The sequence below is a fragment of the Prevotella communis genome (assembly GCF_022024115.1).
Taxonomy (GTDB): Bacteria; Bacteroidota; Bacteroidia; order Bacteroidales; family Bacteroidaceae; genus Prevotella; species Prevotella communis.
The window spans coordinates 2,313,240-2,325,288 of record NZ_CP091792.1; the positions used below are offsets into that span (position 1 = coordinate 2,313,240).

General features: G+C 51.0%; 8 protein-coding genes, 4 tRNA genes and 1 other RNA gene. 9 read left to right on the forward strand and 4 right to left on the reverse strand.

Annotated elements, in window-relative coordinates; all coding sequences use genetic code 11:
• Positions 1-61 precede the first annotated feature (61 nt).
• From ilvD to L6468_RS09665, 5 genes are all read left to right on the forward strand, one after another.
• Positions 62-1,855 (forward strand): dihydroxy-acid dehydratase, encoded by a 1,794-nt coding sequence (gene ilvD, locus L6468_RS09645; RefSeq protein WP_237793088.1) that lies wholly within the window; start codon positions 62-64, stop codon positions 1,853-1,855.
• A gap of 57 nt (positions 1,856-1,912) precedes the next feature.
• Complete coding sequence (gene ilvB / locus L6468_RS09650; protein WP_237793089.1) at positions 1,913-3,622, forward strand: biosynthetic-type acetolactate synthase large subunit; 1,710 nt, start codon at positions 1,913-1,915, stop codon at positions 3,620-3,622.
• A 3-nt stretch (positions 3,623-3,625) separates the two neighbouring features.
• Positions 3,626-4,174: an acetolactate synthase small subunit gene (gene ilvN, locus L6468_RS09655; RefSeq protein ID WP_091817378.1), complete on the forward strand. Its 549-nt coding sequence runs from the start codon at positions 3,626-3,628 to the stop codon at positions 4,172-4,174.
• Positions 4,175-4,198: 24 nt separating this feature from the next.
• Positions 4,199-4,957 (forward strand): acyl-[acyl-carrier-protein] thioesterase, encoded by a 759-nt coding sequence (locus L6468_RS09660; RefSeq protein WP_237793090.1) that lies wholly within the window; start codon positions 4,199-4,201, stop codon positions 4,955-4,957.
• A gap of 89 nt (positions 4,958-5,046) precedes the next feature.
• Positions 5,047-7,206 (forward strand): elongation factor G, encoded by a 2,160-nt coding sequence (locus tag L6468_RS09665; RefSeq protein WP_091817371.1) that lies wholly within the window; start codon positions 5,047-5,049, stop codon positions 7,204-7,206.
• Positions 7,207-7,291: 85 nt separating this feature from the next.
• Here the strand turns inward: L6468_RS09665 and L6468_RS09670 are convergent.
• Positions 7,292-7,374, reverse strand: a tRNA-Tyr gene (locus tag L6468_RS09670).
• Between the two features lie 165 nt (positions 7,375-7,539).
• Here L6468_RS09670 and L6468_RS09675 point away from each other — a divergent pair.
• The gene (locus tag L6468_RS09675; protein ID WP_237793091.1) at positions 7,540-8,415 is read left to right on the forward strand and encodes an alpha/beta hydrolase; all 876 of its coding nucleotides are present in this window, start codon (positions 7,540-7,542) and stop codon (positions 8,413-8,415) included.
• A gap of 497 nt (positions 8,416-8,912) precedes the next feature.
• On the opposite strand, the gene L6468_RS09680 is transcribed toward L6468_RS09675, so the two are convergent.
• Positions 8,913-9,548 (reverse strand): lactate utilization protein, encoded by a 636-nt coding sequence (locus tag L6468_RS09680; RefSeq protein ID WP_091817366.1) that lies wholly within the window; start codon positions 9,546-9,548, stop codon positions 8,913-8,915.
• Between the two features lie 195 nt (positions 9,549-9,743).
• Between L6468_RS09680 and L6468_RS09685 the strand changes: the two genes are divergently transcribed.
• From L6468_RS09685 to L6468_RS09695, 3 genes are all read left to right on the forward strand, one after another.
• A tRNA-Ser gene (locus L6468_RS09685) sits at positions 9,744-9,830 on the forward strand.
• 27 nt (positions 9,831-9,857) lie between these two features.
• Positions 9,858-9,929 (forward strand) — tRNA-Glu (locus L6468_RS09690).
• Between the two features lie 40 nt (positions 9,930-9,969).
• Positions 9,970-10,041, forward strand: a tRNA-Glu gene (locus tag L6468_RS09695).
• 88 nt (positions 10,042-10,129) lie between these two features.
• Here L6468_RS09695 and L6468_RS09700 read toward each other — a convergent pair.
• Both L6468_RS09700 and rnpB read right to left on the reverse strand, forming a co-directional pair.
• Positions 10,130-11,455 carry a YihY/virulence factor BrkB family protein gene (locus L6468_RS09700; protein WP_091853712.1) on the reverse strand — a complete coding sequence of 442 codons (1,326 nt, stop codon included), beginning with the start codon at positions 11,453-11,455 and terminating at the stop codon, positions 10,130-10,132.
• A gap of 92 nt (positions 11,456-11,547) precedes the next feature.
• Positions 11,548-11,928: RNase P RNA component class A (gene rnpB, locus L6468_RS09705), an RNA gene on the reverse strand.
• Between the last annotated feature and the right edge of the window lie 121 nt (positions 11,929-12,049).

Here is a 12,049-nt window from a genome sequence, read left to right on the forward strand (position 1 = left end):
GTTGGTGATTTGCGGAAAATGCTTTATTTTTGCAGTTCTTTAAGAAAATCAAGATACGATTATGAAACATCAACTGAGAAGTAGCATCTGCACAGAAGGCAGACGTATGGCAGGAGCGCGCGCCCTTTGGGTGGCAACAGGTATGAAACGTGAGCAATTCGGCAAACCTATCATTGCCATTGTCAACTCCTTCACCCAGTTCGTCCCTGGTCATACCCATCTGCACGAGATTGGTCAGATTGTCAAACAGGAAATCGAGGCCATGGGATGCTATGCAGCAGAATTCAATACAATAGCCATTGATGATGGTATCGCCATGGGACATGATGGCATGCTCTATTCACTGCCCTCACGCGATATCATTGCCGACTCTGTGGAGTATATGGTCAACGCCCATAAGGCAGATGCCATGATTTGCATCTCCAACTGCGACAAGGTGACACCAGGCATGCTGATGGCCTCTATGCGCCTGAACATCCCCACCGTGTTCTGTTCTGGCGGACCTATGGAGGCAGGCAAATGGCGTGGCGAGAATGCCGACCTGATCACAGCGATGATCAAGGGTGCCGACCCCTCTGTATCCGACGAGGAGATGGCTCAGATTGAAGGCTGTGCCTGTCCTGGATGCGGCTCATGCTCAGGTATGTTTACTGCCAACAGCATGAACTCACTCACAGAGGCTATCGGCCTCTCTCTGCCAGGCAATGGTACTATCCTGGCTACCCACGCCAATCGTATCGAACTCTTCAAGGCTGCTGCCCGTCAGGTGGTAAAGAATGCCCTGGCTTACTATGAGGATGGCGACGAGAGCGTACTGCCTCGCAATATCGCTACGCGCGATGCTTTCCTCAATGCCATGACCCTCGACATCGCCATGGGTGGCTCTACCAATACGGTGCTCCATCTGCTGGCTGTGGCTCAGGAGGCTGGTGCCGACTTCACCATCAAGGATATCGATGAACTGAGTCGTAAGACGCCCTGCCTCTGCAAACTGGCTCCCAACACGCAGAAATACTCTGTTCAGGAGTGCAACCGTGCCGGTGGCATCCTGGGCATCATGAACGAGCTCAACAAGGGCGGACTTATCCGCACCAATGCGCCTCGCGTGGATGGCATGACGCTGGGCGAGGCCATGAAGGCTTATGATATTACTAGTGAGACTAGTAAGACTAGTATCTACTTCTCTGCCCCAGGCAACCGATTCTCTACCAAGATGGGCTCACAGAGCGAGGTATATCCATCACTCGACACAGACCGTGCCAATGGCTGTATCCGTGATATCGCACATGCCTACACCAAGGATGGCGGACTGGCTGTGCTTTTCGGAAATATCGCACAGGACGGTTGTGTGGTAAAAACAGCCGGTGTTGACGAGAGTCTGTGGCATTTCGAAGGTCCTGCCGTGGTCTTCGACTCTCAGGAAGATGCCTGCGAGGGCATCCTTGGCGGTAAGGTGAAGAAAGGCGACTGCGTCGTCATCACCCACGAAGGTCCCAAGGGCGGTCCCGGCATGCAGGAGATGCTCTACCCCACCTCATACATCAAGTCTATGCATATGGGTAAGGAGTGTGCCCTGATTACCGACGGACGCTTCTCTGGTGGCACCAGCGGCCTCTCTATCGGCCATATCTCACCCGAGGCAGCCTCTGGCGGCAACATCGGCAAGATTAAGGATGGCGACATCATCGAGATTGACATCCCCAACCGTTCTATCAACGTAAGACTCTCAGACGAGGAACTTGCAGCCCGTCCTCAGCAGCCCCTGAAGCGCAATCGCGTGGTCAGCAAGGCGCTGCGTGCCTATGCACAGAGCGTATCGTCAGCAGACAAGGGCGGCGTTAGAATCATTGATTAAGACTCTCCCCCGCCCCCTCCCTGGAGGGAGGGGAGAAATTACATATTTATCAGAGAAATGTTGAAAGATAGAATTACAGGCGCAAAAGCGCTGATGCGCGCACTACAGGCCGAGGGCGTGAAGACCATCTTCGGCTATCCTGGTGGCAGTATCATGCCCACCTACGACGCGCTCTACGACTATACACGAGGCGAGAAAAAATGTTTCGACCATATCCTGGTACGCCACGAACAGGGAGCTACCCATGCTGCTGAGGGCTATGCCCGCGTCAGTGGCGAGGTTGGTGTGGTACTGGTGACCAGTGGTCCTGGTGTGACCAACACGCTGACAGGTATCGCTGATGCCATGATGGACTCTACGCCTATCGTAGTCATTGCCGGTCAGGTGCCTACAGGTGCGCTGGGTACTGATTTCTTCCAGGAGGTCGACCTCGTAGGCGTGGCACAGCCTATCTCCAAGTGGAGCTATCAGATACGTCATGCATCCGATGTGGCATGGGCTGTGAGCCGTGCCTTCTATATCGCGCGCACAGGACGTCCTGGTCCTGTGGTGCTCGACTTCACCAAGAACGCACAGACTGAGGAGATTGACTGGGAGCCCAAGAAATGCGACTTTATCCGTTCTTACGTGCCCTATCCTAAGCTCGACAACGAGGCTGTTCGCCAGGCTGCCGAACTCATCAACAACGCGAAGCGTCCTTTGGCACTCGTGGGTCAGGGCGTAGAACTGGGTAACGCGCAGGAGGAACTGAAGGCATTCCTCGAGAAGGCCGACATCCCTGCCGGACGCACCATGCTGGGACTCTCTGCCCTGCCCTCTAATCATCCGCTCAACGTAGGCATGCTGGGTATGCATGGCAATTATGCCGTGAACCTGAAGGAACAACAGTGCGACGTACTCATCGCTATCGGCATGCGCTTCAGCGATCGTGTGACAGGAAACCTGAAGACCTACGCCAAACAGGCCAAGGTGATTCATCTGGATATTGACCGTTCTGAGATTGACAAGAACGTGAAGGCCCATGTGGCTGTGGTGGCCGACTGTAAGGAGTCGCTCCCTGCCCTCACGGCGCTGGTCAGCAAGAACAACCATCAGGAGTGGCGCGACTCTTTCCATGAGCTCGACGAGAAAGAGCGTACCAAAGTCATCGAGCCGGCCATCCATCCCAAGGAGGGTCCACTGCTCATGGGCGAGGTGGTCAATGCTGTTGCCGAGCAGGCAAAAGAAGACGCCATACTCGTAACGGATGTTGGTCAAAACCAGTTATTTGCAACCCGTTACTTCAAGTATCACAATAAGCGCAGCATCTGCACCAGTGGTGGTCTTGGCACCATGGGTTATGGTATGCCTGCAGCCATCGGTGCCACCTTCGGTGCCCCTGATCGTCAGGTATGCTGCTTCATGGGCGATGGTGGTTTCCAGATGTGTATCGAGGAACTGGGCACCATCATGGAACAGAAGGCGCCAGTGAAGATGATTCTCATGAACAACCACTACCTGGGCAACGTACGCCAGTGGCAGGACATGTTCTGGATGCGCCGCAAGTCGTTCACCAAGATGATGAATCCCTGCTACGAGCTCATCGCTCAGGGCTACGGCATCCCCTATCAGGCCGTGACAGACCGTAAGGACCTGGCGTCAGCCATCGAGAAGATGTTTGCCACCGATGGTCCATTTATCCTGGAGTGTGCTATCAAGGAAGACGATGACGTGCTGCCTATGACGCCTCCAGGTATGGATGTTGATAAGATGAAATTGGAGATTTAAAATATGGAAGACAAGAAAAAATTATACACCCTGCTCGTCTATTCTGAGAACGTGGCAGGTATCCTGAACCAGATCACCGCCGTGTTCACCCGTCGTCAGGTTAATATCGAGAGTCTGAACGTATCGGCCTCCAGCATCCCTGGCGTACACAAATACACCATCACCGCCTGGAGCGATGAAGACCAGATTAAAATCATCACCCGTCAGATTGAGAAGAAAATCGACGTGGTGAAAGCCAACTATTTCACTGACGACCAACTCTTTATCCGCGAGGCTGGCCTCTATAAACTTTCTACGGAGAAGGTGCTGGCCAACCCTGAGATTTCGCGCACCGTGCGTCGCTATGACGCCACCATCACGGAGGTGAACCCCACCTATACCATTGTGATGAAGAGCGGCAAGACCGACGATATCATCGAACTATTCCGCGCGCTCGACGCCTACGAGTGCGTGCTGCAGTACACCCGCTCAGGTCGTATTGCCGTGACGCGCGGCATGCAGGAGCAGGTCAGCGCCTTCCTCGAAGAACGCGAGGAGACAAGGGAAGCGTGAATCTTATCAATATGAAATAAAAATATGAAAAACATGGATAAAATAGGAAAATACGAATTCTTGGCCGAGCCGTTCCACTGCGACTTCTCAGGCCGTCTTTTCATGGGCCATCTGGGCAACCACATGCTCAATGCAGCCGACTTCCACTCGTCGGCCCGAGGCTTTGGTATGAAATACCTCATGACCATCAACCGCTCGTGGGTGCTCTCGCGCCTGGCTATCGAGATGGAGGAGATGCCCCAGCAATACACCAAGTTCAATGTGGAGACATGGGTAGAGAGTGCCATGCGCTATTTTACCAGCCGTAACTTCGCCGTCACAGGTGTTGATGGCAAGGTCTATGGCTACGGACGCTCTATCTGGGCCATGATCGACACCGACAGTCGCCAGCCAACGGACATCTTCTCGATAGACAATGGCGCCATCAACAACTGGATTGTGGCAGACAAGGACTGCCCTATCGACAAGGGCGGACGCGTGAAGATGAGCGACGGCGCCGAACTCATCCGCACCATCGACACTTTTTACAATGATGTAGATATCAACGGGCATATCAACTCCGTGAAATACATTGAGCACGTGCTCGACCTCTGGGACCTCGACTGGTATCGCACACATGCCATCAAGCGCTTCGAAATAGCCTATGTGGCCGAGGCTCACGCTGGCGACAAACTCTCTTTCCATCAGGAACATACGGCCGACGACGAGTACTGCGTCCGCATTGTTCGCACGGATGGCACCGAATGCTGTCGCAGCAAAGTGACATTTACAAAAATATCTTAATTTTTCTGATAAACCTTTGGCGTTTTCAATGAAAATGCCTAATTTCGAACCCACAATTTATTATACCTATAACCTAAAGACTATAAAGTATGAAAGTTTATCAGACAAACGAGATTAAGAACATTGCATTGCTTGGCAGTGCGGGTAGCGGCAAGACTACTCTTGCCGAAGCAATGGTTTACGAGGCCGGCATCATCAAGCGTCGCGGCACCGTAGAAGGTAAGAACACCATGAGCGATTATTTCCCCGTTGAACAGGAATATGGCTACTCGGTGTTCTCTACTGTTTTTCATGTGGAGTGGAATAACAAAAAACTCAATATCATTGACTGTCCAGGTTCAGACGACTTCGTAGGTGGTGCCATCACCGCCCTCAACGTCACCGACCAGGCTGTTATTCTGCTGAATGGCCAGTATGGCCCTGAGGTAGGCACCCAGAATGCCTTCCGCTACACAGAAAAGCTGCAGAAGCCCGTCATCTTCCTGGTAAACCAGTTGGATAAGGAGCACTGCGACTTTGACACTATCCTTACTAATATGAAGGAGATCTACGGTGAGAAGTGCGTACCCGTGCAGTATCCTATTGCCACAGGTCCTGATTTCAACGCCGTGATCGACGTGCTTCTGATGAAGAAATACTCATGGAAGCCCGAAGGCGGTGCTCCTATCATTGAGGAGATTCCTGCCGACCAGATGGAGAAAGCAAAGGAGTTGCACGCTACCCTCGTAGAGGCTGCTGCAGCCAACGATGATACACTGATGGAGAAATTCTTCGAGAGCGAGAGCCTCACTGAGGACGAGATGCGCGAAGGTATCCGCAAGGGTCTGGTAACCCGTTCTATCTTCCCCGTGTTCTGCGTCTGCGCAGGCAAGGATATGGGTGTGCGCCGTCTGATGGAGTTCCTGGGCAATGTGGTGCCCTTTGTGAGCGAGATGCCCAAGGTGCGCAACACCCGTGGCGAGGAGGTCACCCCCGATGCCGCAGGCCCCACATCGCTCTATTTCTTCAAGACGGGCGTAGAGCCCCACATCGGCGAGGTGCAGTATTTCAAGGTGATGAGTGGCGCTGTGAAGAGTGGCGACGACCTGACCAACTCCGACCGTGGTTCTAAGGAGCGCATCGGCACCATCTATGCATGTGCAGGAGCCAACCGCATCCCAGTTGACGAACTGAAGGCCGGCGACATCGGCTGTACCGTGAAACTGAAGGACGTGAAGACCGGCAATGCCCTCAACGGCAAGGACTGCGAGTGGCGCTACGACTTCATCAAGTATCCTAATTCTAAGTATTCTCGCGCCATCAAGGCCGTCAACGAGGCCGAGACCGAGAAGATGATGGTGGCCCTGACCAAGATGCGTCAGGAAGACCCCACATGGGTTGTAGAGCAGTCTAAAGAGCTTCGCCAGATCATCGTTCATGGTCAGGGAGAATTCCACCTGCGCACCCTGAAATGGCGTATGGAGAACAACGAGAAGATCAAGATTGAGTATATCGAGCCCAAGATTCCTTATCGTGAGACCATCACGAAGATGGCACGTGCCGACTATCGCCACAAGAAGCAGTCAGGCGGTGCTGGTCAGTTTGGTGAGGTCCACCTGATTGTAGAGCCCTATGCTGACGGTATGCCCGATCCTACATCATTCAAGATTAACGGCCAGGAGTTCAAGATGAACATCAAGGGCAAGGAAGAGATCGACCTGGAATGGGGCGGCAAACTCGTCTTCATCAACTCCGTGGTGGGTGGTGCCATCGATATGCGCTTCATGCCCGCTATCCTCAAGGGTATCATGGAACGCATGGAACAGGGTCCTCTGACAGGTTCTTACGCTCGCGACGTGCGCGTTATCGTCTACGACGGTAAGATGCACCCCGTTGACTCTAACGAGCTCTCATTCATGCTGGCTGCACGTAATGCATTCAGCGCTGCCTTCCGCGAGGCTGGACCTAAGGTGCTGGAGCCTATCTACGACCTCGAGGTCTATGTACCTGCCGACTATATGGGCGACGTGATGAGCGACCTGCAGGGGCGCCGTGCCATCATCATGGGTATGGACTCTGAGGCTGGCTATCAGAAGCTCTCTGCCAAGATTCCTTTGAAGGAGCTCTCCAACTATTCTATCGCACTGAGCTCTATCACTGGCGGTCGTGCATCGTTCACCACCAAGTTTGCCTCTTACGAACTGGTGCCAAACGATATCCAGCAGACCCTTATCAAGGAGCACGAGGCCGAACTCAAGGACGAGGACTAACCCCTCGCCTATCGATAAACGAAAAAAAAGATGCGTCTCAAAAGAGGCGCATCACTTTTTTGTTTTCAAAAAGCTTTTAGTGAAGTGGGTGCTGATGGATTCGAACCACCGAAGTCGAAAGACAGCAGATTTACAGTCTGCCCCATTTGGCCACTCTGGAAAACACCCGTTTTTCAAAAGCGAGTGCAAAGGTACTGATTTTTTTCGAGACTACCAAATATTTTTCGCAGAAAAAAATCTTTTCAAAGAAAAAGTACGTCTTGTTTAAACCTCAGGATAGTGCCCCCGTCTAATTACGTAGTAAATTTAATCAATCATTAATTGCTTAAAACAATGAAAAAAATTTATTTCGCAGCATTGCTTTGCCTCTCTGTGATCACAGCCAATGCCCAGGAGCCCCAGATTCCCATGTTCGGTGGCCCACAAATTGATGTAAAGTTTAATGAGTACAAGGCAGCCCCTCAGGGTTTCGACCAGGAGCGCGAAGGCATCGTCAAAGGCACCGTGCAACTCATTGAGTATCAGTCCGAATCTGTTGGTACCACCCGCAAGGCCAACGTCTACCTGCCTCCCGAGTACGACGCCAAGAAAAAGTACAGTGTGCTCTACCTGCTCCATGGCATCGGTGGCGACGAGAACGAGTGGTACAGAGACGGTGGTGTGCCCCACATTATCATGGACAACCTCTATGCCGACGGAAAAATAGCCGACATGATTGTGGTCATGCCCAACGGACGTGCCCAGAAGGACGACTCACGTGCAGGAGGCATGGGTTCTTTCAGAGCTTTCGGTGATTTCGACAAAGACCTCATCGGCAGTCTGATTCCCTACATCGAGAAGAATTTCAGCGTCTATACCGACAAGAACCACCGTGCCATCGCCGGTCTGTCAATGGGTGGCGGACAGTCGCTCAACTTCGGACTGGGCCATATGGACGTCTTTGCCTACGTAGGCGGTTTCTCTTCTGCACCCAACACCATGCGTGCCGCACAGCTCATCCCTGATGTGGACAAGGTGAAGAAGGAAAACAAGCTCCTGTGGATGGTATGTGGCGGTGCCGACGGACTGATGAACAACAGTGCTCAGCTCAAGGCCTTCTGCGACGAGAAGGGCATCCCCTGCACCCTTATCAACTATCCAGAGCAGGGCCACAACTTTGTAGTGTGGAAGTACGGACTCTACAACTTCGCCCAGCTGATTTTCAAATAAAACACGCTTCTACAGAGCAAAATACAGAGGATGAGCCATGTGACCCATCCTCTTTTTTTTATTTCTCATACCTATTTCGGATTAACCAAACCTTACAATCTTACATTCTTACAATCTTACATTTGGTATAAAAAAAATGCGGAGAGAAGTATAAGTAATATAATAATATTATAATATTATTATATTACTTAACTCCAACCTCAAAAAAAACATATGAAATGTAAGAATGTAAGATTGTAAGATTGTAAGATATTCATGTTTTCATATTTCTTGACAAATAATAATTGTAGATATCATTTTTTATGAGTACCTTTGCATCGTCAATAAGGGATAAATATTGCGCCCTAACTAGCGAGAATAATTTTCCTAGTGCACGAGGAAAATTGGAAGCACGAAGACACTATAGAAGCCCGAAATTGACACCAATAAAAATAATTAACAATACCATTTAAAACACATTTAGATTATGCCATTCTTTGAACTCATTAACCAGACCATCAGTATCCTAGGTTTTCACCTACCAACACAACGACATGTCGGCCCTGAGGGGAGTTCCTGAGGAAATGGACATAGTTACAGATAGACTGCGACGAGTTGCAGTTATGACACACACCGTCGGTCTTGCAAGGCGTCTTGACATCGAAGCGCGCCGCGTTGGTAGGCGCCGCCGTGCTGCGCGCCCTAGCCAGAGCAGCCTCCACACTTTGAGCCACCTTATTTATACCGACGATAAAGATCACCTTCTTCGGTCCCCAGGTGATGGCAGCCACCCGGTTTCCGTTGCCATCAATGTTCACAATGACGCCATCCTCAGAGATAGCATTGGCGCTAGACAGATAGACGTCTGAAGAGAACGCCCTGAGATATATCGCTTGTGCTTCCTCTGGCGTTGCAGCGAGGTCACGGTCGAGCACCTCGAGTGTACCACGGTCTTTAAGATACTGGGGGATACCCATGTCGCGGACAGTCATTGTACCGCCCCACGTCACACTGCTTCCGTCCTCAATGAGTTCAGAAACTTTCTTCACGGCCTCTTCTGCCGTCGCACAATAGAAGCCCTCCATATGCCGGCGCTTCAGGTTCTTGATAACGGTCTGAGCCAACTGCTCATTTCTTTGTTCCAGTGGTGTCATAGCAAAAAACTAGTTTATTCTCTTCTATAGTATATATATTTTGCCTGCAAATATAAGAAAAAAGAGCCATATTCGGCCATAATTTAAAGAAAACAGAAAATTATTGCAAAAAAATTTGTGAGAGTCAGAATTATTTCGTACCTTTGCACCCGCATTTGAGCGAGAATGCTTTTCGGACACCTTTAAGGGAACCGAGGAAGTTTGGGTGAGTGGCTGAAACCAGCAGTTTGCTAAACTGCCGTACGGGTTCCCGTACCGGGGGTTCGAATCCCCCAGCTTCCGCGCTCATAATATTACTGAAGAACCAATGGTCGATTCATCTAATGGTTAGGATACAAGATTCTCAATCTTGGCATAGGGGTTCGATTCCCCTATCGACTACGAAAGGGTTCTTTCAAGGTAAAAAGATTTATAAATGAATGGTCGATTCATCTAATGGTTAGGATACAAGATTCTCAATCTTGGCATAGGGGTTCGATTCCCCTATCGACTACAAAAAAGGCTTCTCATTTTTGAGAAGCTTTTTTTGTTTTTCAATTCTTAATTCCCACTCGCCTTAGGCGGCACTTCTTACTTAAATCCTAACTCCTTTCCACCAAGTCCTCCAGCTTCACATCCTTTGCCTGCTTGAGGTAGCCCATGCGCATCACCACAGCACGCCCCCACTCCGCATTCATCAGGTTGCTCAGCGGAAGGTCGAGCTTCCAACTGCCCTGCGCCTCCAGACGATCAATCATCACACCCACACTGAGATTATCAAGACTCTCGGCAGGCACAAAGACAGAGGTAGCACCCTTCTCATCAGACGATACCTCGATGACCATTTTAGCCTCGGCCAACTTAAACAGCAGGTCGTTGACAATACGGATGGGGATGCCCGTCTCCTTACGCAGATCATCGGCCGAGGGAGCCGCCTTGCCATCAGCAAAACGACGACAGATGCGCGACATGAGCAGAGCGGAAATCATCAGCTGGTAGCGATGCGAGATATCATCGGTATGCGCGTCGTAGTCGTAGAAATCCAGGTTCTGCGACGTATAGGTCAGTTCGGCACCAAACAGGCAGATAGTCCACGATATCTGCACCCAGAGCATAAACAGAGGCAGGGCAGCAAAAGAACCGTAGATGGCGTTATAGCCAGTGACCCACATCTGAGAATGGATATACACAAACTGCACCATCTGCATGGCGATACCCGAGAGGATGCCTGGCACAATGGCGTTCTTCACCTTGACATGCGTATTGGGCATCAAGACGTAGAGGGCGATGAAGAGCAGACACATCAGGAAATATGGCGTGGCATCAATAAAAAACTTCAGCGTAGAGCCCAACAGCAGGAAATCGTCCATGGAGTTGGCCATCGTGGCCAGAAACAGGCTGAGACCCGACGACACCACGATGAGGATGGGGAAAAGAAAGAACATAGACAGATAGTCCGTGATGGTACGGAAGATGCTACGTTTCTTCTTCACCTGCCATATCTCATTAAAAGTCAGCTCGATATTGTTGACCAGCATCATCACCGTGTAGAGCATAAAGATAAGACCCACACCCAGGAAGATGCCACTCTTGGTATGCACCAGATAACTGTTGACGAAGCCAACGATGACCTCGGCCACCTGAGGCTGCGACGAAAACGAGTCGAGGAACCATACCTCTATATACTTATTATAGCCGAAGCCGCGCGCTATGGCAAAGACCACAGCCAGGATGGGCACGATAGCCAGCAGCGTGGAATAGGTAAGCGCCGAGGCCTGATTGACCACACGCTTGGTGGTAAAGAAACGGATAGCCAGTGAGGCCACCTTGATAATCTCGTAGCACACACGGCGCACAGGCGACAGTTCCTCATCAGGAATACGCCAGATATCCACCTGCAAGAATCGTATCAGTTTTTTTAGTCCCATAAGCCTCTATAAAGCGGAAGCCGCTCGACCTTTGGTCGCTTGCACGGCAAGAAATTTTTCACTTTTCACTATTCACTTTTCACTAAAAAAAAGAAAGCATTGCCCCTATAAGCCGGGTTCTGTGCCAGCATTGCTGCCGGTGCCTGCCATTTATCTACTACGCATGTCACCATACGTCTCTAGCGTTCTACCCTCCATCGCATCCACGAAGGAACTCGGGCGGGCAACCCTGACATGGCGATGGTATACATGAACTTGCGGCCTCCAGTGGGAACAGCACAACGATCACCCGCTGCCTGGTGGTCTCTTACACCACCTTCTCACCCTTACCTCGCAAGCGAGGCGGTCATTCTCTTCTCCCCTGACCAACTGTCACCAGCTGCTTCTACTTTCAGAAGTGGAGCGCCCTGTGCCGCCCGGACTTTCCTCTCGTCTCTCCTTTCAGAAAGGCCAGCGACAAGCCGGAGCAGTGCTTTCAGCCTGCAAAGGTAGTGCAAATCGAGCGAAAAACCAAATTTATTTGAGTTTTTCCGAGATGCAGCCTACCTTCGACAAAGTCAGAGGTTGTAAAATTAGTGGCCAAAGGAACCAAAA

Coding starts and splice junctions, on each gene's coding strand:
- L6468_RS09700 (WP_091853712.1), bottom strand. CDS start 11,455: ATGGGACTAAAAAAACTGATACGATTCTTGCAGGTGGATATCTGGCGT.
- L6468_RS09660 (WP_237793090.1), top strand. CDS start 4,199: ATGAAAAACATGGATAAAATAGGAAAATACGAATTCTTGGCCGAGCCG.
- ilvB (WP_237793089.1), top strand. CDS start 1,913: ATGTTGAAAGATAGAATTACAGGCGCAAAAGCGCTGATGCGCGCACTA.
- L6468_RS09675 (WP_237793091.1), top strand. CDS start 7,540: ATGAAAAAAATTTATTTCGCAGCATTGCTTTGCCTCTCTGTGATCACA.
- L6468_RS09680 (WP_091817366.1), bottom strand. CDS start 9,548: ATGACACCACTGGAACAAAGAAATGAGCAGTTGGCTCAGACCGTTATC.
- ilvN (WP_091817378.1), top strand. CDS start 3,626: ATGGAAGACAAGAAAAAATTATACACCCTGCTCGTCTATTCTGAGAAC.
- L6468_RS09665 (WP_091817371.1), top strand. CDS start 5,047: ATGAAAGTTTATCAGACAAACGAGATTAAGAACATTGCATTGCTTGGC.
- ilvD (WP_237793088.1), top strand. CDS start 62: ATGAAACATCAACTGAGAAGTAGCATCTGCACAGAAGGCAGACGTATG.